Annotated in this window: 23 protein-coding genes; 7 read left to right on the top strand and 16 right to left on the bottom strand. The window is 48.0% G+C overall.

The genetic code is table 11. From position 1 onward, the window contains the following. From RQM65_RS14535 to RQM65_RS14525, 3 genes are all read right to left on the bottom strand, one after another. Entirely contained in the window at positions 1-3,198 is a 3,198-nt protein-coding gene (locus RQM65_RS14535) for a SusC/RagA family TonB-linked outer membrane protein (RefSeq protein WP_314016142.1), read from the bottom strand. Between the two features lie 262 nt (positions 3,199-3,460). After that, the gene (locus tag RQM65_RS14530; protein ID WP_314016140.1) at positions 3,461-4,387 is read right to left on the bottom strand and encodes a dihydrodipicolinate synthase family protein; all 927 of its coding nucleotides are present in this window, start codon (positions 4,385-4,387) and stop codon (positions 3,461-3,463) included. 187 nt (positions 4,388-4,574) lie between these two features. Then, positions 4,575-5,708 carry a glycoside hydrolase family 18 protein gene (locus tag RQM65_RS14525; RefSeq protein WP_314016138.1) on the bottom strand — a complete coding sequence of 378 codons (1,134 nt, stop codon included), beginning with the start codon at positions 5,706-5,708 and terminating at the stop codon, positions 4,575-4,577. Between the two features lie 503 nt (positions 5,709-6,211). Here RQM65_RS14525 and RQM65_RS14520 point away from each other — a divergent pair. Next, on the top strand, positions 6,212-7,639 hold the full coding sequence (locus tag RQM65_RS14520) for an amidohydrolase (protein WP_314016136.1): 1,428 nt from the start codon (positions 6,212-6,214) through the stop codon (positions 7,637-7,639). A 23-nt stretch (positions 7,640-7,662) separates the two neighbouring features. On the opposite strand, the gene RQM65_RS14515 is transcribed toward RQM65_RS14520, so the two are convergent. Both RQM65_RS14515 and RQM65_RS14510 read right to left on the bottom strand, forming a co-directional pair. Continuing rightward, on the bottom strand, positions 7,663-8,049 hold the full coding sequence (locus RQM65_RS14515; RefSeq protein ID WP_314016134.1) for a hypothetical protein: 387 nt from the start codon (positions 8,047-8,049) through the stop codon (positions 7,663-7,665). Between the two features lie 15 nt (positions 8,050-8,064). Then, complete coding sequence (locus RQM65_RS14510; protein ID WP_314016132.1) at positions 8,065-8,376, bottom strand: hypothetical protein; 312 nt, start codon at positions 8,374-8,376, stop codon at positions 8,065-8,067. Positions 8,377-8,602: 226 nt separating this feature from the next. Between RQM65_RS14510 and RQM65_RS14505 the strand changes: the two genes are divergently transcribed. The 3 genes from RQM65_RS14505 (at position 8,603) to RQM65_RS14495 (ending at position 10,358) form a co-directional block, all read left to right on the top strand. Continuing rightward, a complete protein-coding gene (locus RQM65_RS14505; protein ID WP_314016130.1) occupies positions 8,603-9,409 on the top strand; it encodes a universal stress protein in 807 nt (268 codons plus the stop codon). A gap of 79 nt (positions 9,410-9,488) precedes the next feature. After that, positions 9,489-9,956, top strand: coding sequence for a Dps family protein (locus tag RQM65_RS14500; RefSeq protein WP_314016128.1), 468 nt, complete (start codon positions 9,489-9,491; stop codon positions 9,954-9,956). A gap of 60 nt (positions 9,957-10,016) precedes the next feature. Further along, positions 10,017-10,358, top strand: coding sequence for a DMT family transporter (locus RQM65_RS14495; protein ID WP_314016837.1), 342 nt, complete (start codon positions 10,017-10,019; stop codon positions 10,356-10,358). 260 nt (positions 10,359-10,618) lie between these two features. Here RQM65_RS14495 and mgtE read toward each other — a convergent pair whose 3' ends face one another. From mgtE to acnA, 3 genes are all read right to left on the bottom strand, one after another. Beyond that, complete coding sequence (gene mgtE / locus RQM65_RS14490) at positions 10,619-11,959, bottom strand: magnesium transporter (RefSeq protein WP_314016126.1); 1,341 nt, start codon at positions 11,957-11,959, stop codon at positions 10,619-10,621. A gap of 165 nt (positions 11,960-12,124) precedes the next feature. Next, on the bottom strand, positions 12,125-12,397 hold the full coding sequence (locus RQM65_RS14485) for an arsenate reductase family protein (RefSeq protein WP_314016124.1): 273 nt from the start codon (positions 12,395-12,397) through the stop codon (positions 12,125-12,127). A 390-nt stretch (positions 12,398-12,787) separates the two neighbouring features. Then, positions 12,788-15,562 (bottom strand): aconitate hydratase AcnA, encoded by a 2,775-nt coding sequence (gene acnA, locus RQM65_RS14480; RefSeq protein ID WP_314016123.1) that lies wholly within the window; start codon positions 15,560-15,562, stop codon positions 12,788-12,790. Between the two features lie 394 nt (positions 15,563-15,956). Here acnA and RQM65_RS14475 point away from each other — a divergent pair, with 394 nt between their 5' ends. From RQM65_RS14475 to RQM65_RS14465, 3 genes are all read left to right on the top strand, one after another. Next, complete coding sequence (locus tag RQM65_RS14475; protein WP_314016122.1) at positions 15,957-16,802, top strand: universal stress protein; 846 nt, start codon at positions 15,957-15,959, stop codon at positions 16,800-16,802. 82 nt (positions 16,803-16,884) lie between these two features. Beyond that, positions 16,885-17,733 (top strand): universal stress protein, encoded by an 849-nt coding sequence (locus tag RQM65_RS14470; protein ID WP_314016121.1) that lies wholly within the window; start codon positions 16,885-16,887, stop codon positions 17,731-17,733. Between the two features lie 437 nt (positions 17,734-18,170). Next, complete coding sequence (locus RQM65_RS14465) at positions 18,171-18,599, top strand: hypothetical protein (protein WP_314016119.1); 429 nt, start codon at positions 18,171-18,173, stop codon at positions 18,597-18,599. Here RQM65_RS14465 and RQM65_RS14460 read toward each other — a convergent pair whose 3' ends face one another. The 8 genes from RQM65_RS14460 to RQM65_RS14425 form a co-directional block, all read right to left on the bottom strand. Continuing rightward, entirely contained in the window at positions 18,600-19,487 is an 888-nt protein-coding gene (locus RQM65_RS14460) for a F0F1 ATP synthase subunit gamma (protein WP_314016117.1), read from the bottom strand. Then, on the bottom strand, positions 19,480-21,033 hold the full coding sequence (locus RQM65_RS14455; protein WP_314016115.1) for an alternate F1F0 ATPase, F1 subunit alpha: 1,554 nt from the start codon (positions 21,031-21,033) through the stop codon (positions 19,480-19,482). Before RQM65_RS14455 ends, RQM65_RS14460 begins: the two co-directional genes overlap by 8 nt. Then, complete coding sequence (locus RQM65_RS14450; protein ID WP_314016114.1) at positions 21,020-21,784, bottom strand: F0F1 ATP synthase subunit B family protein; 765 nt, start codon at positions 21,782-21,784, stop codon at positions 21,020-21,022. The genes RQM65_RS14455 and RQM65_RS14450 overlap by 14 nt, the downstream gene beginning before the upstream one ends. A gap of 80 nt (positions 21,785-21,864) precedes the next feature. Continuing rightward, positions 21,865-22,131 (bottom strand): F0F1 ATP synthase subunit C, encoded by a 267-nt coding sequence (locus tag RQM65_RS14445; protein WP_314016113.1) that lies wholly within the window; start codon positions 22,129-22,131, stop codon positions 21,865-21,867. Beyond that, positions 22,124-22,831 (bottom strand): F0F1 ATP synthase subunit A, encoded by a 708-nt coding sequence (locus RQM65_RS14440; protein WP_314016111.1) that lies wholly within the window; start codon positions 22,829-22,831, stop codon positions 22,124-22,126. The genes RQM65_RS14445 and RQM65_RS14440 overlap by 8 nt, the downstream gene beginning before the upstream one ends. Continuing rightward, positions 22,821-23,135: an N-ATPase subunit AtpR gene (locus RQM65_RS14435; RefSeq protein WP_314016109.1), complete on the bottom strand. Its 315-nt coding sequence runs from the start codon at positions 23,133-23,135 to the stop codon at positions 22,821-22,823. The genes RQM65_RS14440 and RQM65_RS14435 overlap by 11 nt, the downstream gene beginning before the upstream one ends. Further along, the gene (locus tag RQM65_RS14430) at positions 23,128-23,454 is read right to left on the bottom strand and encodes an AtpZ/AtpI family protein (protein ID WP_314016107.1); all 327 of its coding nucleotides are present in this window, start codon (positions 23,452-23,454) and stop codon (positions 23,128-23,130) included. Before RQM65_RS14430 ends, RQM65_RS14435 begins: the two co-directional genes overlap by 8 nt. A 1-nt stretch (position 23,455) precedes the next feature. Beyond that, positions 23,456-23,857: a F0F1 ATP synthase subunit epsilon gene (locus RQM65_RS14425; protein ID WP_314016105.1), complete on the bottom strand. Its 402-nt coding sequence runs from the start codon at positions 23,855-23,857 to the stop codon at positions 23,456-23,458. Position 23,858: the final 1 nt, after the last annotated feature.

Genomic DNA, 23,858 nt, shown 5'->3' with positions numbered 1-23,858 from the left:
TTAAAATGTTAGATTGAGTCCCACGGTATATGTTCTAGGTACGGGAAATTCTCCTAGTTGAATGCCTCCTTCTTCGGGACTATCGCCGCTGTATCCCTTAAAATAATACAGGTTGGAACCTGTCAGATACAAGCTTAAACCCTTGATCTTGTCGTTGAAGGCATTGGTAGGAATGTCATAACTTAAGGTAACCTCCCGCAAGGCCAAGTAATCGCCTTTTTCCCAGAAACGGTTGCTAATGGTCTGTTCATTACCCCTGAAGATGTTGCGTTGCGCATCGACGAAAACAAATCGGGGCACATCGGTATTTCGGTTGTCCGGGGTCCACGAATCCAATACAATTACGTCTTGGTTCAAATTCCCCTGGGTCTGCGCTAGGCCCTTTCCCCGAATATGGTTGTAGATGATGTGGCCCGTAGCGAAGTCGGTCTTGACGAACAGCCCGAAATTTTTGTATTTCAAATTGGAAGTGAAGCCACCTATCAGGTCCGGGGTGGTACGGCCGATGACCCTTCTGTCGAAACTGTTAATCGTATTGTCCCCGTCGGTATCTACCCAGGCCACGTCGCCGGGATAACGTTGGGTGGGGTCGGGCAATAGTTCGTCTTGCCGGGTCGCATGTTCATCCACCGCCGCTTGGTCGGCGTAGATATAATCCTGAATATAAGCGGTGACCAGATCCTGGCCGACCCGCTGTCCTTCTTGCAGACCGCCTACCCAGATCTGTTCGCCCGTGTTGGGGTCGTTGATCTGTACACCGCCCTGCCGGTTGAACTCATTGTCATTTTCAGGTAATTTTTCCACGAAATTTTTGCTATGGGACAGGGTGCCGCCCAGTTGCCATTGCACATCATCCGTTCTGATCGCATCCGCGGTCAACTGAAGTTCAAAGCCTTTGTTCCGTAGAATACCGTTATTGGTACGGATGGATCCGAACCCTGTCCAAAATGGTAGGGTCAGGTTGGAAATCTTATCTTCCACATCCCGTATAAAGTAGTCCCCAATTAGGGTCAACCTGTTGTCAAAAAACGATACATCCAGTCCCGCATTGAATGTGGTGGAACGTTCCCACTGCAGGTCCAAGGTCGGAAGCCCCGTATTGGCATAACCTGTTTGACCATCATAAATCCCTTGGGAGCCATAAGAGCCGAACACCACATAATTCGCTACCCGATCGGGCTGCCCCGCGGGAACCAATGATGATAGATTTCCATTGACCCCATAGCTCAGTCTAGGCTTAAAGTTGGTGATTACGTTATTAAGGGACGAATTGATGAAAAAATCTTCCTTATGCGCGTTCCATCCTAAGGATATCCCCGGAAAGAAACCGTATTTATTGTTCGCCAATTGGGACGAACCGTCGTAGCGATAGGTAAAGCTTACCAAATATTTATCCGCAAAGTCATAGTTCAGGCGACCAAATGTGGATAGTATGATGTTTTCGGATTCAAAGCTGGAGGGCACCCCGTTTGCCTCACTACCTGCGTTCAAGGTATAAATCAGATCAGTTGGAGAGTTTTGTGTAGCCGCTCCTAGTCCAAAATAATTATTTTTATAGTACTCCCCTCCTATCAAAAGGTCAAAGTTATGATCTTCTATAGATTTTGTATAGTTCAACGTGCCCGTCAACTGATTCCTCAAGGTTCTCTCCAAGCTGGCTGAGGCATTTCTAGTGGTTATCAAGGTATTTCCATTGAGATAGGCCTTATTGAACGCCTCATCATGGTTGTTTATGGTAAAATGGCTTCCGGTCAACGAAAATGCCAGGTTCTTTGCAATGTCCCAATCCAATACTACGGAGGCGGATAAGCGCTGCTCTAAATTCTTGCGGATAAACTTGTCAATATAGTACAACGGATTTCCGAACCCGCTGTTCGTACCGGGGTTCAGCTCATTGGAAAGCGTTCCATCGGGATTATTGTTGTAGGTCCTAGAGGTAGGAGCCTGTCCCGTAAATCTCCTGAATACCGTATTTTCCGACCCCAAAGGACTCTCGTTCAGATTGGAATGGGAATAGAGTATGTTCGAAGAGACTTTCAGCTTATCGGATATATTATAGGAACCGCTGAACTTTCCCGAGTAGCGTTTGAACCCCGAGCCCAAGATCAGTCCATCATTGTCTAGATATCCGAGACCTAAATAATAGGTTCCTTTCTCGTTACCTCCGTCAAATGATAAATAGTGGTCAACGGATTGGCTGGGTTGATAGACGAGATCGCTTACATCATTGTTCAAAAAAAGAATTTGTTGTCCGGGATTCAGGGGGTCTTCTACGGTGTCCCATCCGGGCTGGTTCAACAAATACCTGTTGTTGTCGTTAAGAAATTGCACCGTAAAGGGGGAATCAGTGGTATTGCCGCCTGTACCAAACGCCAAAGGCCCGTCCAGAAAAGCTGCGAACCCGGTATCGTTTCCGGTGGCCTGTCGATAATACTGCACCGCCTGGCGGTTGTATCGAATAAAATCCGCGGCACCGATATAATCGGGAGTGTCCCGCTTACGGTTGACGCTATATTTTTGTTTATAGCTGATATTCGATCGTCCTACTTTACCGGTCTTCGTTGTTACCAAGACGACCCCGTTGGCCGATCTCGCTCCATATATGGCGGTTGCAGCTGCATCCTTTAACACCTCGATGGATTCTATGTCATCCGAGTTCAAGGCATAGAAACTGCCCGGAATACCATCGATCAAGATCAATGGGGAGCCCGAACCGTCAAAATTGGTCCCTCCGCGCAAAACAATTTCAGGGGTTGATCCGGGCTGTCCCGTGGTATTGGTAACCCGGAGACCGGCAATGGTACCTTGTAGCGCAGTCGCTGCATTCGACCTACTCGAGGTTTCCAAGATCCGGGTATCCAACTTAGCGACCGAGGTCGTTAGTTTGGCCCTGGATTGTTTCCCGTAGCCCGTAACGACCACCTCGTCCAAGGTTGCAAAATCTTCTTCAAGGACTACATCGATGTTGGACTGATCGTTTACCGGAATTTCTTGGGATGCATATCCTATATAACTGAACATTAGGATGTCATCGGGATTTGCGTCGATGGTATAATTTCCGTCGAAGTCGGTCTGGGCCCCTTTCGTAGTTCCTTTGATAACGACACTTGCGCCGGGCAAGGGTATGCCCTCCGCATCCACCACAGTACCCGTAATCGGTGTTTCTTGGGCGAATGTCGTTGTGCTAAGGAATAGCACAAAAATTGTTAAAAGACCGTAAGATTTAGGCCAATAAAAGTGATTTAAAGATATATTAAGCGCTTTGATCCACTTAATTATCCGGTTCTCAGAGTGTTTCATACCATGAAAGTTGAGTTAACAATAGTTTAGGAACGCTGCAATATAAATAAATTATTGTATTATGTTATACATAACTTATTATAAAATTAAAATTTTAACATTTTTCCCGGGTTTTCCAGGTAGATTTTACACTACAGGTTATTAACCAAATGGAATATGCTCAATTAGTGAGGTACTCTTCTGAAAACGAGGTGCTCAATAGGGGGAGTATTCCCTTTTCATCGAGTTTTTGGACCGCGGTGGTCAACTGCCCATCCGTCATCGTATGATGTGGAAACCGGCTAGGCCCCATATCCAACCCGAAGAGCCGCATAAAGCTTTTTCCGGCCCCGTTGAAACCACCGATCTTGTCCAAGGTTTCCACAAAAAAGATGGCCTTCTCCTGAAGGGCTTCGGCACTTGGTATATCATCATCCCTAAAGGAGGAAATCAGTTTGTAATAGAGCGGAGCTAAATGGTTATAGGTGCTTCCCACCCAACCGGTAGCACCGAGCGGCAGACTGGACACTAGTTTTTCATCTACCCCGAAGAGAATGTTTCTCGAGCCTTGATCGAAATGTAGGCACCGGGAAAAATCCTTGGGATCGTAGTGCGAATATTTGATGCCCTCAAAATTGGGAATCCTATCGACGGCCATCCTTAAAAAATCGATCATTGGAAAGTTCGCACCGGTCAATATGGGAATATGATAATAGTAAAAAGGTAGGCTCGGCGCACGCTTCGCGATCTCGGAGCAATAGTGCAAAAGGCTATCTAGGGTTTGCGGCTTGAAATAAAAAGGGGGAAGGGCGCAGATAGCATCCGCCAACTCTTCTGAATGCGCCGCCAAATCTTGGGCTTCCCGGATGTTGGTGTGCCCCACATGGTTGGTGATAAAGAAATTTTCGGGACTTTCCTTTGCCCAAGCCTCGATCAGTTGTTTCCGCTCCGTCGTACTTAGCGATACGAAATCGCCGGTAGAGCCATTTACAAAGGCCCCCTTGACCTTATTGGATTTTAAAAATTCACCGTAAGGGGCGATAGCATTCAAGTTGAGAGAACCGTCTTGACGCATCGGGGCGTAGGTGGCAGCAATTAAATCTTTCATATTTGTATTATGTATTACATATCACAAATATAGTGTTTATTTTTTGTCATCCAATATTGGATATGGACCAACGTCATCGGCTGCGGGAATTAAATTAAAACTGAACACAAAGGATTATTCCCAATCATAGATCCATGAAGGTTATGGAAAAACAATCATAGCAATCCTCTACAAACAAGGGCTTTTTTCAGTGGACGGCTTTGTATATGGCATCGAGCAGACTTCCTTCCTCTTTGGTGTCATTCCCGAGTTCCCAGAACATGATACCGCCCAGTCCCTTTTCCTTGACGTATTCGGTTTTTTTAGAAACGGATACCGTATCGTCGTAAGAAATCATTAGACTGTCCGCGGCATTGTACATATAAGGGGCTTTGGCAACGTCGTCCCAATAGCGCTCAAAATCGGGGTCTGGCTCATACGATTTCCGGATTTGGTGGTAGGGCATCCATCCGATATGGATGCCGCCGCTTTTCTGGTACAATCCGTTGTTTTCAGGGCGGACGCCTTGCCATACCCTGCCGTAGAAGGCACTTCCTATCACGATCTGTTTGGGGGCAACGCCTTCTTTGATCAGAAAATCCACGATTTTTTGGGCCGAGCGCGGATGGGGATCGGTAGTTGCACCGGATTGATACAAACTATCCAGATAAGTGTGGAAGGGCGTTCCTTCGATATCCTTGCTGCGTATTTCCCCCAATGGGGTATGGTGTCCCGTGTAAATAGACACCCCCGAAACCTGGTCATAGGTCATCACGTTGGTATAGTCCGCGTACTTCATTACCTCCTCCATTTCGACGTGATCGTAATACCGTTTCCAGCCGGCGGAAGCAAAAGTAAGCAGCTTAGGAGTCTCAAAACGGTCCAGCATCTCCCGCAATCCCTTCATCAGGGCGGTGAAGTTTTGGGTATCCTCTTTACGAGCCTTGGTACCGGCACCCGATATTCCCGGGTACTCCCAGTCCATGTCCATTCCATCAAGTCGGTATTCCTTTATAAATTTCGAGGCACTTTCTATAAATTTTTCGCGGCTTTGAGCGGTCAAGGCCATATCCGAAAACCCGTCCGCGCCCCATCCGCCACAGGCGATCATCACCTTTAAATCGGGATTCCGTTTCTTTTGTTCTACCAGGGCCTTTAGCTTTGGTCCTGCTGCTTCCGGCACCCTGAATTTCATTTCTCCGTCTATGACATTCGTGAAGGAGTAGATAATATGGGTAAGCTTCTCAACGGGAATCTTCTCCGGTTCAAAATTTCGTTCCGGCACGTAATAGGCCATGATTACCGGTTCAACAGCGGATTCCGCCTCTCGGGATCTTTCCATCTTTTTTTTTTGTGACATGGAGCAACCGAGCATTAAGAGCGGCACTATAACAAGAGATACAATGGTATTTTTCCAGTTCATTTTTGCTTATTTAATCATGTGAATAATTAATATCGAATAGTTTCCACCCAACTTAGGACTTGTTCGGGGTATTGCTCCGATTCATGTTATGAACTTGTTTGGACTTTTTGATTTGAACCGATCCCGAAACCTTTCGGGAGGCTTTTGCGTCCTAATGAAGGCTTTGTTGAGCAGCATAGCCATAGCAACGCTGCGATAAAAAGACAAAATTAGTGGGCAAAATGTAAAATTTGCAGGTAAAAGAGAAAGTCTGATCGAGTTCTATGAACATAGCGCGTTAGGGATGTAAAATACATAGTTTTTACAGACCTAAGAAATTTGATGATGGTATTTTTCCTATACAAAAATATTTGCTGTTCCTACTACTGAAATGTCAAGCAAAATGTATAGCTTCCCCCTTTAACATTTAAACCGGAGATAAGATGGTTCAAAAATATAGGTACACCTGGCTCTGCCTGTTGATCGGGGCGGTAAGCTTTGCGCAAAGCACCAAACAAGAGGCAGCGGAACAATTAGAACGCAATGCCGATTCCTACGGAAAGATCGCCATGCAAATATGGGATTGGGGCGAGATGGGCTATTTGGAGGATAAAAGTGCGGACTTGCTGCAACAAACCTTAAAAGACCAAGGCTTTACCATCGAAAAAGGCGTTGCCGGTATTCCCACCGCCTTTATAGCGGAGTATGGCAGCGGCTACCCGGTGATAGGGATTCTAGGGGAATATGACGCTTTACCCGGCCTCTCCCAAAAAGCGTTGCCCAAAAAAGAATCCGCAGGCGGACAGGCGGGGCACGCTTGTGGCCACCATCTGTTCGGCACCGCATCCGCAGCTGCCGCCATCTCCACCAAGCAATGGATGGAGGAAAACGATATCGAAGGTACCATCCGATTCTACGGTACCCCGGCGGAAGAAGGGGGGTCGGGAAAGGTCTATATGGTCAGGGAGGGTCTTTTTGACGACGTCGATGTCGTGCTCCACTGGCATCCCGGCGCCCGGAACAGTGCCGACGCAGGGGCGGCCTTGGCCAATAAATCCGCCAAATTCAGGTTTCACGGAATTTCGGCCCATGCCGCTTCGGCTCCGGAACGCGGACGCTCGGCCTTGGATGCCGTCGAGGCCATGAACTTCATGGTTAACATGATGCGGGAGCATATTCCCGAGGATGCGCGCATTCATTACGTCATTACGGATGGCGGAAAAGCCCCCAACGTGGTGCCGGATTTTGCCGAGGTTTACTATTACGCCAGGCACGGGAAAAGGGACGTGGTCATCGACATCTTCGATAGGATAATAAAGGCTGCCGAAGGCGCAGCCATGGGTACGGGGACTACTTTTGACTACGAAATGATCGGGGGTACCCACGACCTTCTGCCTAATATTACCCTGCAAAAGGTCATCTACAATAACTTAAAAGAGATTGGAGGGTTTGACTACGATCAAGAGGAGCGGGCTTTTGCAGATCGAATGGCGGAATCCCTAGGTACCGACAACATAGACTATCAAGTGGCGCGAGACGTGCAGGAATTTAAGGCGGAAGCCAAGGCCACGGCCTCTACCGACGTAGGTGATGTCAGCTACACCGTTCCCACCGCCGGCTTCTCCACCGCCACCTGGGTTCCTGGTACCGCCGCCCATAGCTGGCAGGCCGTGGCTGCCGGGGGAACCAGTATCGGGAAAAAAGGGATGATGGTAGCGGCCAAAACCCTTGCGCTTACGGCAATGGACCTCTTTGAAAAACCGAAAACCATTGAAGAGGCCAAGGAGGAGTTTTTACAGGCGCGGGGCGATGATTTTGAATACATCCCCTTATTAGGAGATAGAACACCTGCATTGGACTATAGGAAATAGAAAACCGTAATGATTTTCAATGCTCAGAACGTGTAAGCTACTTTGACTTTTTCCATCCTATAAAAAAACAACGCGCCTAAAAAATAAAGCACCACATCCCAAAAATCGGCGGTGTAGCGCGGATTTACCTTGGGCAAATAATATTCGAAAAAGAGGGCGTAGTACAAGGTAACGCATAAAATCAGGGGTAATGAGAGCTGAATAGCAGGTTCGGCCTTCAGTTTGCGAACACTGTATTGACATATAAAAAGGACAATGGGCATGCACAGAAAGTCGTTGACATGGTTGTTAATCCACCAAGGCAGAGGCAGTCCCATTCGCTGCGCCGTATAGATACAGCCGGCGAGCAAGCAAAATCCGATCAAATAAAAATGGGACGATTTCAGCACGTAAGGTTCGTTTGTCGACATTTTTCGTTCCATAGTCTAAAATGCCAAATAGCTGAAAATAAACGCCAAAAAAGCCCCGATTGCCATCACCACGGCCCAGACGGAATAGAAAACTTTCGCAGGATATCGAATAATCGGATTGGGATGTCGGATCAACTTTTTAAAATACTGGGTTACGGCATTGGGTTTTTCTTCGTCTCTTTCCTTTTCTTTTTGCTGCGTACGCTCCTCGCCCTCACGCTTACGTTTTAGGTTGGTATTGATCAGTTCACCACAATTTTCACAATAATCCCTGTTCAAGTTCAGATGGCCGCATTCGGGACATCTGCGATAGGTTTTCTTCGCCATAGCGCAATTCTAATAGGTGGAGCTTTTCCATTTACGCCACCGCAAGCAAGATACTACCTTTTTTTATGGGGTGGCCGTACCGGACTCATGATCCGGGCCGCAAGTTTGTTTTTTCTACAGGGATAACAAATGACCTTTATCATATCGAATCTGGTTTCCCGCGTTTATCTTTGACTACAGAACAGGGCTTTCGCATTGCCCTAGACAATAGACTAAAACTCAAAGCATGAAAAGAATATTAATCCCCACGGATTTTTCCGAAAATGCCCAAAAAGCCATTGATTATGCGCTTGGTCTTATAGAAGGTAAGGAATGTACGGTCTATATCCTGCATGCCTACCATGGCGTACCCACGGCAGTAGGAAATAAGACGACGACAAAAAAACAGCTTAAACAGTTGGTAGAGGACCTCCAATCCAAAAAAAATACAAACCACAGTTTCAAATCAGTTTTTGAAACGGATTCAGTAATCAACTTGGTCAACAAAACAGTCATCGACAAGGAAATTGATTTCGTTTTTATGGGTACCCGGGGCTCTTCGGCGGTTCGCCAGATGTTGATAGGCGGGAACACGACCGATGTACTGAAACATCTCGCCACCTGCCCCGTCATTGCCGTTCCCGATGGATTCCCCGCGCATCTGCCCCTCGAAGTTGCGTTCGCCACCGATTTTAAATATGCCTTTAATAAAGAACAGCTCCAACCACTGGTGATGCTATCAGAATTATGCAATGCCAACTTGAACATCGTGCACATTAAAGCTGAAAAGAACTTGAGCGATGAACAGCTACAAAACAAAGAAAACCTCGTCGTTCATTTACAACACTTGGCCCCGAGATTGAAAGAGGTACCGATGGAAGACACCATCGCGGAATCTTTGCGGAACTACGTACGTGAAAACCCTATGATAGGTTTGGTCGCCTTATTGAAGACCAAACACGGGTACTTTAAAAAATTATTTCGCGAACCCGTAGTCCGGAAAATGATCTTTCAGGCCGAAGTTCCCTTATTGGTTTTGCCAATGCTCAGGTAGTTTTTTCCGATGCGACTGATACTTATCATGTTCTGTAAGCTAAAAGAAGCCTATATTTGACTCAAAACATCATACATAAATGGAAAATTTAGTAGGAATAGATCAAAAGAAAGCCGAGCAATTAGTTGAACACCTCAATAACTTATTAGCGGATTACGAAATATTCTATCAAAACCTGAGAGGCCTGCATTGGAATATCAAGGGCAAGGAGTTCTTTGAACTGCACGAGAAATTCGAGGAATTCTATAAGGATGCCTTTGTAAAAATCGATGAAATCGCGGAGCGGGTGCTGACCTTGGAAGGGGAACCCTTACACACGTACACCGATTATCTAAAAGCTGCCGAAGTGAAGGAAGAAAAGAATGTTACCGACGGGCCGCAGGGCGTCGAGGTGGTCATTGACAATTTTAGGACCTTGGTAAGAAAAGAGCGCGGTATTCTCGCTCTGGCAGCCGATGCGACCGATGAAGGTACGGTAAGCCTAATGAGCGACTACATTTCCGAAACGGAGAAAACTTTGTGGATGCTGCACTCGTATTTGAGATAAGTGTCGGAATTGGAGGCAGGGCGTACCCTGTCTCCATGTTTTTATGCAGAATCCATGAACATCAATTGGATACTATTGGTCGTCGGAGGCCTGTTTGAAACAGGTTTCGCCATCAGTTTGGGAAAAGCACAACACACGTCGGGCAAGGAAATGTGGCTGTGGCTGCTATCTTTTATAGTTTGTGTGAGCATTAGCATGTACCTGCTATTCAAGGCCATGGGCGGAGAGACGGCCATTCCCGTGGGTACGGCCTATGCGGTATGGGGCGCTATCGGGGCCATTGGAACGGTCATCGCGGGCATTTTGCTATTTAAAGAGCCCGTAACTTTTTGGCGGATGTTCTTTTTGACCACCCTGATCATCTCCGTAATCGGATTGCAGACGGTAAGTAGTAGCGCCTAGCAGGGACTAAACCTTTGTGGACCAAAGTACCGTGGTTATTTTAAGTGACTAATGAAATTCATTCCAGCGCACAACACTTCTCGGTCGGCAGCTGCAGTGCCCAGTAAGCGGGAAACTGCCTACTTCAGCTAATTACTACTCCGTGAACTATTTTTTAAATTCCAAAACGAGTTGCACTAAAGCACTTCGTGTGATGTCAAGGCAAAATTAGTCGCAGGCATCGGGAAATTCTAATGATTTCACTTTTGCCGACCGTTCTTCTAAGAGCCGAAGAACCAAGAGGCGATCGAAAAATAGACTACCACGCCGCAAATGTCCGATAAAGAGGTCACCAATGGGGCACTGGCGGTCGCCGGATCTAATCTTAACCGCGTAAAGATAAAGGGCAGCAGAAGTCCGATCAAACTGCCAATGAATACAGTTACGATCATGGAAAGCCCGACAACGGCCACTATTTCCGGGGCCCTGAAGCTAGCTATTGCTGCAACCCCAATTGCCATGGTGACCCCTAAAAGAAAGGAGACGAGAAATTCCTTGCCCACCAGTTTATGCCAATCCCCCAGTTGTACGCCCCCTACCGCTAGATATCGGATCATCAAAGTAGCCGACTGGGAACCGGCGTTCCCACCACTATCGATCAAAAGGGGCAAAAAGAAGACTAAGGGCACGAAGGATTGGATGACGTCCTCGAAAGTGGACATGGCCGCTCCTGAAAAGACATTCATAAAGACCAACAGGAACAGCCACACCACCCTATTTTTGTACAGATCGAACACCTTTGCCCTGATGGGATCGGCTATAGCACTCTTTATCGACCCGAATTTGTGAAAATCTTCGGTGGACTCTATTTCGTCGACATCCATTATGTCATCGACCGTAACAATTCCCAATAGGACCCCATCGGCACTGACGACCGGTAACGCCACCCTATCGTACTTCTTAAAGAGCTGTACTGCGATTTCTTGGTCGTCTATTGCTTTGAGGGCGATAAAGCGATGGTCCATAAGCTCTTGCACCCGCTGTCCCGGAGCGGCTAGAAGCAATTCCCCTATCCCGATGTCATCGATCATTTTACCTTCCCCGTCCACGATAAAAATGACGTTCAAGGTCTCCGAATTCCTACCATAATGCCGAATATATTCGAAGGAAGTCTCCACCGAAAAAGTGGGTTTGATTGCCACGAATTCGGGGGTCATCAGTCGGCCGACACTATCCTCGGGATAACTTAAAAGCTGGTTAGTGATCTTCCGTTCTTCGGGAGATAACAGTTGAATCAAGGGCAAGGCGACATTCTCCGGTAAGTTTTTAAGGAAGGTGGTCCGGTCGTCCGGCTCGATATCGTTAAGCAGGTTCGCTACTTTTCGGGGTCTTTCGCCCAAGGCCCCGACAATCGTCAGCTGATCGGAATGAGAAAGCAGTTTGAACACTTTTTTTGCCCGCGCTCTGCTGAGCAGCCGGAAAAGAATAATCTTTTCCCGATCTGGGGCCTCCTGCAAGACGCGAACCGCGTCGTTGGCCTCCAATCCGTTTAACCCAATCTTGGCCAATCTAAAGTCCCTATTCCCAACAAGTTCTATTAAATTCGTTTTTGTTTCGATCATACAGGGCTTTTCTATGATTTGTAGGTTGACTGGAACTCTAGGGCTTGGTCAGTGTCCATGGTATTTTCACAACTTGATATACAAAAAGAAATCCGTTCGTCACGGGAACTCGAATTTCCGTTTTTAAAGGATGGTTTACAAAACGTAAGAAGTAGAACAATGTATTTAAATCCGAATGATATCCGTCGGCGTTTCCACTATAATGGCACGGTTGCCGCGCAAAGCTATCGGTTGTTTCATAATCTGAGGATGGTTTTGAATCATAGTTATCCAATCTTCAGAAGAAAAATCCTTATCCGCAAGTCTTTTGGTGTATGCAAAATATTCTGGATCGACCAGTTCCTTAATCTTTATCTTCAAGCGAGATGCGAGTTCCGCAATTTGGGTACCGGTCAATGGCGTTTTTAGGATGTTGATGGTTTTAATAGGAAATCCCAATGATAGGGAATAGGCCAATACCTGTCGCCTTCCGGGAATGGGAATCGTAAAATAGGGTAATCTGTCTATTCGACGTGGCTATCACTCCCGTATTTCTACTAGTTCTGTACATAGTTGCTACATTTTTACAATATTCGAAAATAGAAAAACAAACTAAACGTCTGTAGATAAGTACATACAATGAAACCTTTTTGAGCAACGGGTAGGTCTCGATAGTTTGCCTGTGCTGAGCGACCGCCTGAATGGCATGGTCGAGCAGGCAACCGCAGTACTCTACCCGTCATTTTGCCGGAAATTTGCGTTACCTGGATGGGCAATGACAAATCATAGGAAAATTTCAAAAAAATCAATTCCGACCAAAGTGGGGTCGCCCAGCGGACTTCCTCTCCCCTATTCCTCTAAAAACTGTCTCAATACATACTGTAAAATGCCGCCGTGTTTTATGTACTCCCTTTCAATATCGGAATCCAGCCGTGCTGTCGCTGTAAACTGAATTTTGGAGCCGTCTTCTTTTTTAGCGGTCACCTGCAGCTCCTTGCGGGGCTCCAATCCCTCCTCGATTCCCGAAATCGAGAAAGTTTCTCGACCGGTCAAGCCTAGGCTGTTAGCATCTTCTCCTTGTTGGAATTTCAACGGTAAAACGCCCATGCCCACCAAGTTGGACCGGTGGATACGTTCGTACGAACTGGCAATGACCACTTTCACGCCCAATAGGTCGGTGCCTTTGGCGGCCCAGTCCCGGGACGACCCCGAACCGTACTCGCTGCCTGCCAATACGATCAAAGGCGTCTTGTTCTCTTGATACTTCATCGCGGCATCGTACACGTGCATTTCCCGGTCCTCGGGAAAATAGGTCGTATAGCCGCCCTGCTTCGATGCAATCTCATTTCTAATGAATACATTGGCAAAGGTACCGCGCATCATCACTTCATGGTTGCCCCGCCGTGAACCGTAGGAGTTGAACATCTGACGCTCGATACCCTTGGATTTCAAATACTGACCTGCGGCGCTGGATTCGGAAAAAGATCCTGCGGGGGAAATATGATCGGTCGTCACTGAATCGCCCAGCTTGACCAGCACCCTGGCGTCCTTTATATTTCGAAGGGGTTCCGGGGTTTCGCTGATATCCTTAAAGAAGGGGATTTCCTTGATGTAGGTGGAATCATCCTTCCAGTCATAATCCAATCCCGTTGGGGCCGGCAGATTTTGCCATTGTTCCTCCCCATCGAATATCACACTATACTCGTGGGCATAATCGTCCTTTGTGGTAGCGCTCTCAATAGCCCTTTGGATTTCTTGTTGGGACGGCCAAATATCCCTTAGAAAAACTTCCCTCCCATTGGCATCATGCGCCAGCGGATCTTCCATCAAATTAATATCCACTCTTCCCGCAATGGCGTAGGCCACCACCAACATGGGCGAAGCCAAAAAGTTCATCTGTATCTTGGGATGGATACGCGCCTCAAAATTACGGTTACCGCTGAGTACCGAGGCGGCTACCAAATCATAGTCGTCGATAGCCTTTTCGATATGTGGGGGCAGGGGACCTGAATTTCCGATGCAGGTGGTACAGCCGTAGCCGACCACGTGGAACCGTAGGGCCTCAAGGTATTCCAGGAGCCCGGCGCGCCTCAAGTAATTGGTCACCACCTTCGACCCCGGAGCCAGCGACGTCTTCACCCAAGGTTTGACATCAATACCTTTTTCCACGGCCTTTTGTGCCACCAGTCCCGCGCCCAACATCACTGAAGGGTTCGAGGTATTGGTACAGGAGGTAATAGCGGCAACCACGATGGAGCCGTCGCTCAGGGCATATTCCTGATTCCCTTGACTGATACGTACTGAGTGCAGGGGGTCTCCCTCTTCTTGCAGTACCTCGACATCGTCCGCCACCTTCTGGTCGCGAAACTGTTTGTTGAAACGGGTGCCCGAACCACCTTCGGCGTACCAGGTCTCGCGTTCTTCCAAGGGCACGTAATCGCGACCGTGGATTTCCTTCAAAAGGCTTCCGAACCGGTCTTTCAGATCTACGGCCCGAATTTTATCCTGCGGTCGTTTGGGGCCCGCGACCGAGGGTTCCAAGACGGACAGGTCAACGGTAACCACATCTGAGTATTCCATTTTCTCTTTCCCTGTTCGCCATAACAGGTTCTTCTTGCAGTACGTTTCCACCAAATCGACCTGGGCCTGCTCGCGATTGGTCTTCTCCATATAATGCAAGGTCTGGTCATCGATCGGAAAATAGGTGATGGTACACCCAAATTCGGGGGACATATTCGCGATAGTGGCCCGGTCGGGAACGGACAAATGATCCAGCCCATCCCCGAAAACTTCCACAAAATCACCGACTACCCCATACTTGCGGAGGCGGTTCGTGATTTCGAGTACCATATCCGTAGCGGTAATACCTTCGGACAATTTTCCCTTCAATTGCAGACCGATAACCTTCGGGGTGGAGAAATAAATTGGTTGTCCCAGCAGGGCGGCCTCGGCCTCGATGCCCCCGACGCCCCAGCCTACCACTCCGATACCGTTGACCATGGGGGTATGTGAATCGGTGCCCACCAAGGTATCGGGATAGGCCCATCCGTCGCGCTCCATAACGCCCTTCGCCAAGTATTCGAGATTCACCTGGTGGCAGATACCCATTCCCGGGGGAACTACCGTAAAATCGTCAAAGGCGTTCTGAGCCCACTTTAGCAGCTCGTAGCGCTCTCCGTTACGTTTATATTCGTACTCCACATTCTTTCTGTACGCATAATCGGTACCAAAAAAATCGACCTGAACGGAATGATCGATGACCAGGTCCACGGGCACTTTAGGATTGATCTTTGCCCCATCCTTTCCCTTTCGGATGGCCTCTGAACGAATGGCCGCGATATCGACCACGGCAGGCACCCCCGTAAAATCCTGCATCAGCACCCGTGCCGGTTTATAAGGTACGGAGGCTTCACTTCCCTTTGGATCCCAATTGATCAGATTTTCAATATGGTCGTCCGTGACCAAAAACCCGTCATGGTTACGCAAAGCGTTTTCCAGAAGAATACGGATGGAAAACGGTAGTTTTTTTACCTGTGGATGTTTTTCCGCAACCTTCTCAAGGCTGATGATGTTCGTATCGCGACCCTGTACTCTCAGGGTGCTTTTAAAAGAATTGGCGTCCATAGTATCCTATTTTAAATATCTCTTTATCCCTTGAAAAATGACCGATCCAAAAAAACAGGGAACCCCAGTACTCGGGAGACCCCCTGTCAACAACAGGCAAATCACCAGCGTGCAGGGGCTAAGCGCTGGCATTGACCTTTAAAGCTTCTGAATCGAATGAAAAATGAAGTTACCATTTTATTTTGGGAATCGAAATGATTAAAATCAGGTCCATGAAATTTTAGATCAAAATGTATAATTGGGAGCAGAGGAGAACAGATGGGGCAGTATCACCGTCACCAGAACCATGCGACCAATTTCAAAGGCCATTGCGAATTGCAGTACAATCTGACGGATATCATGGTATTTAATCGGTAGCAACCTTATATTTGTCCTAAACCGAAATACTGCTACCATGAAAAAAATAATTCTTCCGACCGATTTTTCCGAAAACGCCACCAACGCCATAAGATATGCCCTGCACCTGTTTCAAGGGGTCGAAACCACCTTCCATCTGCTACATACGTACACCCCTCCCGTTTTTCAGGTGGAGAATCTGTTCTACAAACCAAGCGAGGATAATCTCATCGATTCCTACCAGCGAAGGGCATACGAAAAATTAGGAGTTTTACGAAAACAATTGGAAAGGGAATTCGATAACCCCGAATACACTTTTGAACTACACGGGGTGTTCAATACGTTGCCCGAAGAAGTTCACTATATGGCCATACGCGAAGATGCCGATTTGGTCATCATGGGCTCACAAGGGGCTACAGGGGCCACGGAAATTTTGTTCGGAAACAATGCAACGCATGTCATCCGAAGGGCCAGTTGTCCGCTTATCGTCGTCCCCTCGGGCTACACCTACAAAGCCCCGAAAACGGTAGGGTTTCCCTCTGATTATGAAATCGACTACGACAAGGAACAACTGCAACAACTTTTGGATATCTGCGAAAAATACGATTCAAAAATTGATGTAATGCATGTATCCTCAGGTTACGACCTGACCGAGGAGCAGTTGCGGAACAAACAAAAATTAAAGCAGCTTCTTGAACATACCCCGAATGCCTTTCACAAACTGAGAGATCAAGGTGTGATCGAGGCCATCAACGCCTTTAAATCAGATAGGCCAATGGACCTCTTGGTCATGATACGAACGAAACACACTTTTTTCCAACGTCTTTTTGTCGAACCCGTCATTAAAAAAATCGGTCTTCAGGTCAACATCCCCTTTATGGTGATTCCGCATGAGGATAAATAAAGGCTGCGGATAGCGAATGCCGTCAGTCGTCCCGAACATCTTGAAGATACCTTACATTTATTTACAACTTAAAGCTTGCGCCATGGATAAAAGAATATTGTTGCTTACCGACTTTTCAAAGAACGCCCTGAACGCCGCCCTTTATGCACTGGACCTGTATTCGGATCGGGTTTGCAGTTTTTATATTCTAAACACCTACGGAGTAGATGGCTTTTCCATTGATGGCTCTGCCTATACGAGGCCGGGGCAATCATCCCATGACATCGCAAAATCGGAAACGGAAATCCGATTTAAAAATTTTATGCAGATGCTTCGCATGCATTCTGACAATTCTAAGCACACCTACGAGACTATTGCTTCCTACGATTCTTTGCTCGATGGGGTGAAGAAAGTGGTTGCCAAGAAGGATATTGACATCATCATCATGGGTACCAAGGGCATGACCGGATCAAGAACAGTGCTTTTCGGCATGAATACCGTTAATGTGATGGAAAAGGTAACGGAATGCCCGGTTTTGGCGGTGCCTGAAGACATAAAATTTAGACGTCCGAAAGAAATCGTTTTTCCTACGGACTACAAGAAGCCTTTTAAGCGAAGAGAACTCAAATACCTCATCACTATCGCCCAAATGCACAACACCTCTATTCAGGTGCTGCACGTTATGGAATCGAATGAGTTGAGTGAATCGCAAGAGGATAACAAAGAATTGCTAAAGCGCATCTTTAAAGAGGTCGGGCATAGTTTTCATGAACTGGAAGGGGCATCGGTGAATTCTGAAATCAACGCTTTTATCGACAAGAGGAACAGCGCGATGGTGGCTTTTGTCAACTACAAGCGCAATTTTTTCAGCAAACTGATCTCAAGGCCCCTGGTCCGGGACTTGGGGTACCAATCACGGGTTCCCGTACTTGTTTTGCGAAATCGTACCTAAAAAAGGACTAAAGCACCATAGGTTTTAACCATTGAATGAAATTCATTTCCTTGCACAGTGCCCAGTGGTAAGCAGTCGCAGAAGGCAGTTAACGAAAAAATGCCTGCTGCAACCGCCAACCGATTGGACCAAAGATTTTTTGGAAGCTAAAGCGGAATGCGTTAAAGTGCATAGTTTTAACTGTTTTTCTAGACAAATAAAGTCCTCAAGTAATCGATGGCAGTCTCTTTTGCCCTTCAATCGCTGTTTACCACCTTCTAAGCTGCGCTTTTGTTTACTATCCTTGCTCTTCTGACCTGACCGATATCATTGCATACCCCGCAAAGAAAGGCTAATTTGTAAAGCGGCCTTAGGATGACATCTCATAGGTAGTCGTTATGACGGATTAAAGGATTTTTAGGGAGAATTATAGTATATCACATTAAAAAAATAGGAAAATGGAAAACACGCGCACCGTTTTAAACCGTACACAAAAGACCGAGAAACTACATTGGCACATTGAACATTGGAGGTCGGACTTGCAGTTCATGGAAGATGAAACCCGTTTTCTCGAGCAGTTGCTGCATTCCGATGTCTTCGAGCCCGATACGCCCCATCTCTCGGATCGAATACAAAAATATTCAGCTCGGCTCGACAAGTTCAAGGCACGGAAGTCCCGATTGCGGGACCTGATAGCCAAACACGAACGATTTCTCGGCAGCGTTATGGCATCCCAGGACGAAGAGGTAGTTTCCGACTTTTATTTTAGACACGATGATCTTGAAATGGAAGTCCTTGATTGCACCGATGATTTCAAGAGCTTAAAAAAGGAGCTGTTCGACTTTATGGCAGAAGCGCTAAGAAAACCAAGGACGGAGATGGCCTAATTAACGCCGTCGGGACTTCAAGGCCTCGAAGCCGGCAATCAAATCGAACAACTCTTCGTCGATGGTGCTTTGCCTGAGGCGGTTATAAACCAAGTTGAGTTCATCGAGCATTTCGTCGATGTTCTTTTCCGCACGTTGCATGGCTTCGAGCCGGCTCGCATTTTCGGCGGCCAAAGATTCCGCACAAGCTTTGTAGATGGAAACAAAAAGGTATTCCCTGATCAAGGCCCGTAACGTGTTTTCGGTACTACCGATGACCCTGGGCAAATTTTTGGATGGCCACTTTATTTTCGATAGCTCACCGTACCATTTCTTGTCAGGCGGATAGAGCTGTCGGCTTTCCTGTCGATAGCCGGCGACGGGCAGGGGACTATTATGGAAAATAAGAAGGCCATAGCTTTGGTTTTGCTGCCGATATTCTTCGCTCTCGACCAAAATATGGTTCACCAAAGGCGTAATCGCAGTAACCGAATTCGGAACATTAAAAAGTCGCGCAGGTTTCAGTCCGCCCTGCTCGAGCAGTCCATAGGCCCTTTCGCCGACCGCCCAAATCTCAACCTCGCCGGGAACGGCTTTAAGTTCCTCTTCCGAAAAGTCCGTTACCGCATCGTTGAATCGCCCGACAAGACCCTGGTCCGACCCGAAGACAACTGCCAGGGTGAAGCGGTTTTTATCCTTTTCCCCATTCGACATCACCGAGAGCCTTTCCCGTTCAAAACAGGTATACAGTCCCAATAACACGGTACGGTAATATTCCTGCAAAGACTGCACCGCCATTTCGTATTGGGAAATATTGGAAGTGGCCATGGCCTTCATGGTGCGTACCACCGATGCCATATCGCTGGCGCTGCGCTTTCGTCGTTGCAGGTTTATCAGGGTGTCACTCATGGTTCTCGGATTCGGTGTTCTCAGTCTTTATTACTGGGCGCAAGGCTTCGTTCGCCAGTGCCATGATCGTTTCCTCGTCATTTTCATCCATTGCTTCGGAGGCAAAAATGCGCTGTAGTACCGATTCGGGCAATCGGGACGCCTTCTTTCTGACCCGGGCTTCCGCTTCCCCCACCCGGTCTAGGGGTACGTCGTCGAAAAGACCGTTGGCCAGTGCCATCAGTACAAGCAACTGTTCCGGTACGGGAACGGGCCGCATTTCAGGTTGTTTGAAAAGCAGGCGTATCCTTTGCCCATGTGCGATGGTCTTTTCGGTATCTTCATCCATACGGGTACCGAAACGCGAAAAAGTCTCCAGCTCCTCCGATTGGGCGTAGGCCAGTTTTAAGTTGCCCGAAATTTTCCGGTAGGCCCGCAGCTGTGCCTTCGCCCCTACCCGCGAAACGGATTTTCCTATATCTACCGCCGGTAACATTCCCAGTTCGAAGAGTTTTGGCGAAAGGTACACCTGCCCGTCGGTAATCGAAATCAGGTTCGTGGGAATATAGGCCGAAATATCCTGTGCTTCGGTCTCGACTATGGGCAAGGCGGTCAACGATCCCCCTCCATGGTCGTCGTTGAGATGGGTAGCCCTTTCCAGCAGGCGGGAATGGACGTAAAATATATCCCCCGGAAAGGCTTCCCGGCCCGGTGGTCTGCGCAGTAAAAGGGAAAGTTCTCGATACGCCCTGGCATGGTTGGTCAGGTCGTCATAGACGATCAATACGTCGCGCCCCCGTTCCATAAAATATTCGGCGATACTTGTGGCCGCATAGGGGGTAATGTATTGTAGCCCGGGGGGGCTGTTGCCTTCCGTGACTAAGACCACGGTGTATTCCATGGCGCCCCTTTCGGTCAACTGCGCCACCACCTTGGCAACGGAAGCGGTGCGCTGCCCAATCGCGCAATAAATGCACAGCATGTCTTTATCGTGCTGGTTCAAAATCGTGTCAATGGCGATGGAGGTCTTTCCGGTCTGCCGGTCTCCCAAGATCAATTCCCGCTGCCCCCGGCCAATAGGGATGATCGCGTCGATTACCTTGATTCCCGTTTGCAGGGGAGCGTTCACCGCTTCGCGGCTCATGATCCGCGGTGCAGGTCTCTCGATGGGAATACGGTGTTCCGTGGTTATCGGCCCCTTATCGTCCATCGGACTTCCCAAGGGGTCAACTACCCTCCCGATAAGGTCTTCCCCAACAGGGATGTCGGCGACCCGGTGGGTTCGGGTTACGGTATCGCCGGCCTTAAGCCTATCGTCCCAATCCAGAAGGACCACCCCGAATTCGTCTTCCTCCAAATTAAAGGCGATCCCATAAATATCATGCGGAAATCGGAGCAGTTCCTCAAATCCGGTTCCCGGTAGGCCCGTAACCGTAGCAATACCCGCGGAAACGTTCTTTACCGTTCCCATTTCCTTCAACTGGGGTTCGGAACGATAGCTTTGACGGCCAGTGCTGATTTCAGTAAACGCTTCGTCTAAAATCTTATCCAAGTCAGGCGTCGGCATCTTCTTTTTGTTTAATGATACTGCTCTTTTTTAACGCGTCGAGATAGGCTTCGATGTTCCACGACAGCTGGTAGTTCTCGGTGTCGATCTCGATTCCGCTTATTAAATTCGGTTCGGTTCGATAGCTAAAATCGATTTGTTGTCCCGTTATTTCCGCAAGCACGTTCTCCAAATTGGATTTCGAGGATGCCGGAAGGTCGAAGGTGCTGTTAATTATTACGGAAGGATTTTCATCGATCGCATTTTTAAGGTTTGCCCTGTCCCCGTTGTCCAAATTGCGGAGCTTACCGATAAAAACCTGTACGATCTGGTCTTCAAGGCCCGCATCGGCCAAGTCGGAAAGGGTTTTGCCCGCTATGGCGAAAACCTCCTCCTTGGTCCTGCGCTTTACGGTATCGATAAGTTCCCGTTGCTGCTGTTGGAGCGAGGACTCATATTTCGTCCGTAGGGCGGTGGACTCCTCCCGCACCTGATCGAAAAGACGTTTCTTTTCGTTGTTCGCCGCCTCGTGTACCTCGTTCATTTTGGCGCTGCGCTCGTTATCGAAAGCTTCGTTCTTTTCCCGAAACAGTCGATGCTCCTTAACTGCTTCTGTCTTTTTCGATTCGGCCTCGTCAAGACGCGCCCGGATCTTCTCTTCCCGTTCGTCAATAGCGCTCAAGACCGGTTTGTACAAAAACCGTTTTAAGAGCCAGACGAGAATGAGAAAATTGACGATCTGAGCAATTACCGTAAACCAATTGATTTCCATTGTAATCTTGTTAATACACTATTATTTGTGCTTGTCGCGGCATCTTATCGGCTACCGAACAGACATCGATCATCCTTTTATCATCCTAAAAAATAATTCCAGAAGGGATTTGCAAAAATGAGGATCATCGAAAGCACGAAACAGTAGATGGCCGTAGATTCGATCATGGCCAGACCTACGAAGAGCGTTCGGGTAATTGTCGGGGCGGCATCGGGTTGTTGTGCAATGGAATCCAATGCGGTCGAAACGGCCCTACCCTCTCCCACTGCGGGCATCATACTGCCAATGGCCGTTGTAAGGCCTGCCGTGATGATCGAGGCCATTGCGATAATCGTTGTACTATCCATGTTGTATCTGTTTTAGGTTCTTGTTCTTTTGTTCTTGCGCATCTTGTGTAGCGGCAGTGATATACACCGTCGCAAGAATCGCGAAAATATAGGCCTGTATCATGCCCGTGAGCAGCCCCAGGGCGCTCATGATCACCGGAAAGAAAAAGGGTACGATGGAAAGCAGCACGGATACGATCAGGCCCCCGCTCATAATATTTCCGAAGAGGCGTACCGCCAAGGCCAATGTCCGCGACAGTTCGCTGATGATATTGAAGGGCAACATGATAAAATTCGGCTGCAAGTAGGATTTCAGGTAGCCTCGCAGTCCACCCTCGGCAATGCCAAAAATGGGGACCGCAATGAATACGCAGATGGCCAGCGCCGCCGTGGTGGAAAGCGAGGCGGTAGGCGGTTCGTACCATGGCACTATGGTCAATAGGTTCGATACGGCGATAAAGAGAAATAAGGTTCCGATAAAACCCATGTACTTTCGCGGTCTGTTCAACCCCACTTCTTTGATCTGGTTCTGTATCATTAGAATCAGCATTTCAAGGATACTTTGCCAGCGGGTCGCCTTGATATCGGATTTCAGGTTGCGGGTTATGGCCCAAGTCCCGACAGCCAATAAGAGCATCAACGCCCACGTGGTAACGATGGTGAGGTTTAGGTTGATAAACCCGTACTCCCAATATATCATGTCATCCGGACTAAGTCTCATCGCCGATCTTTTTAGAAAACGCCTTCTCGGGACTATCTTGTTTTTGCGTGATGCGGGTGATCACGATCCTGGCTATCAAAAACCCTCCGAGGCAAGCCAACATTTTCTGCCAGCTATTGGCGCCCACGTAGTAAAAGCCGACCACGACCATCGCCATTCTTATGATGGCACTGCCCGCGAATATCAGGCCGGTCCTATTCGATCGCAAGCCCAAACGGATCGTAACCCATAGTCCGCCAAAAAAGAGCGTACCCAAAACCGCTCCGGCCAACACTGCCGGAAGCAGCCCTAAAATTTCATTCATTTGCATCTTCGTTGTTTTTATGTATTTCCCTGTCTTCTTTCCGTACCCAATTCCATGCGATCAGACAGCCCAAAATCAGGCCGGCGACCAACAGACTGAGGGTCCATGAAAAATCTTCCTTATAATGTTTATCCAGCCACACCCCCAATGCCGCTCCCAATAAGGTGGGTACTGCGATAGACCATCCTACCAGCCCGAAAAGTCCAAATCCGGACCATACGCTTCTTTTGTCGCGTTGCGCCCGCAATTTTCTTTGCTCCCTATCGCCTACTACCTTGCCGAGAGGGGAGTCATTCTTTCTATTTTGGTCTTTTGCCACTTTATTTGCCTATTTTTTGCAGGTTGCGCATAAAGCCGGTCTCCAATTTGGCCATAACGCTCCGGGCGTTTATCTCGAGTTCGTCCAATTGCATCATCTCCCGTTCCACCAAGTCCCGCAATTCCCCGAGTGGGGCATCCCCAATGGCATAGCGTACCGATACCGAGACCTCGCTGCCCGCCTTTATCATAATACCCTCGTCCAATGCAATATATTTTACCCCCTGCTTTTCAGTTTCGTAGCTGAGGATGCCCGGGGACAGGGCCGCTGTGCAATCGAGCCTTCGCGGCAAAATTCCGTAGGCACCGGCGGTGGTCTCGACCACGATTTTCTTCACATGGTCGAAATCCGCGAACACGCGATCCGGCAACAGTATTTTAAGATGCATTAGATCTATATCCATC

Source organism: Pricia mediterranea, from assembly GCF_032248455.1.
Classification (GTDB): Bacteria; Bacteroidota; Bacteroidia; order Flavobacteriales; family Flavobacteriaceae; genus Pricia; species Pricia mediterranea.
This window is presented reverse-complemented; position numbering and strand designations above follow the sequence as displayed.

Coding starts and splice junctions, on each gene's coding strand:
- RQM65_RS14530 (WP_314016140.1), bottom strand. CDS start 4,387: ATGAAAGATTTAATTGCTGCCACCTACGCCCCGATGCGTCAAGACGGT.
- RQM65_RS14525 (WP_314016138.1), bottom strand. CDS start 5,708: ATGGAAAGATCCCGAGAGGCGGAATCCGCTGTTGAACCGGTAATCATG.
- RQM65_RS14520 (WP_314016136.1), top strand. CDS start 6,212: ATGGTTCAAAAATATAGGTACACCTGGCTCTGCCTGTTGATCGGGGCG.
- RQM65_RS14515 (WP_314016134.1), bottom strand. CDS start 8,049: ATGTCGACAAACGAACCTTACGTGCTGAAATCGTCCCATTTTTATTTG.
- RQM65_RS14510 (WP_314016132.1), bottom strand. CDS start 8,376: ATGGCGAAGAAAACCTATCGCAGATGTCCCGAATGCGGCCATCTGAAC.
- RQM65_RS14505 (WP_314016130.1), top strand. CDS start 8,603: ATGAAAAGAATATTAATCCCCACGGATTTTTCCGAAAATGCCCAAAAA.
- RQM65_RS14500 (WP_314016128.1), top strand. CDS start 9,489: ATGGAAAATTTAGTAGGAATAGATCAAAAGAAAGCCGAGCAATTAGTT.
- mgtE (WP_314016126.1), bottom strand. CDS start 11,959: ATGATCGAAACAAAAACGAATTTAATAGAACTTGTTGGGAATAGGGAC.
- acnA (WP_314016123.1), bottom strand. CDS start 15,562: ATGGACGCCAATTCTTTTAAAAGCACCCTGAGAGTACAGGGTCGCGAT.
- RQM65_RS14475 (WP_314016122.1), top strand. CDS start 15,957: ATGAAAAAAATAATTCTTCCGACCGATTTTTCCGAAAACGCCACCAAC.
- RQM65_RS14470 (WP_314016121.1), top strand. CDS start 16,885: ATGGATAAAAGAATATTGTTGCTTACCGACTTTTCAAAGAACGCCCTG.
- RQM65_RS14465 (WP_314016119.1), top strand. CDS start 18,171: ATGGAAAACACGCGCACCGTTTTAAACCGTACACAAAAGACCGAGAAA.
- RQM65_RS14460 (WP_314016117.1), bottom strand. CDS start 19,487: ATGAGTGACACCCTGATAAACCTGCAACGACGAAAGCGCAGCGCCAGC.
- RQM65_RS14455 (WP_314016115.1), bottom strand. CDS start 21,033: ATGCCGACGCCTGACTTGGATAAGATTTTAGACGAAGCGTTTACTGAA.
- RQM65_RS14450 (WP_314016114.1), bottom strand. CDS start 21,784: ATGGAAATCAATTGGTTTACGGTAATTGCTCAGATCGTCAATTTTCTC.
- RQM65_RS14445 (WP_314016113.1), bottom strand. CDS start 22,131: ATGGATAGTACAACGATTATCGCAATGGCCTCGATCATCACGGCAGGC.
- RQM65_RS14440 (WP_314016111.1), bottom strand. CDS start 22,831: ATGAGACTTAGTCCGGATGACATGATATATTGGGAGTACGGGTTTATC.
- RQM65_RS14435 (WP_314016109.1), bottom strand. CDS start 23,135: ATGAATGAAATTTTAGGGCTGCTTCCGGCAGTGTTGGCCGGAGCGGTT.
- RQM65_RS14425 (WP_314016105.1), bottom strand. CDS start 23,857: ATGGATATAGATCTAATGCATCTTAAAATACTGTTGCCGGATCGCGTG.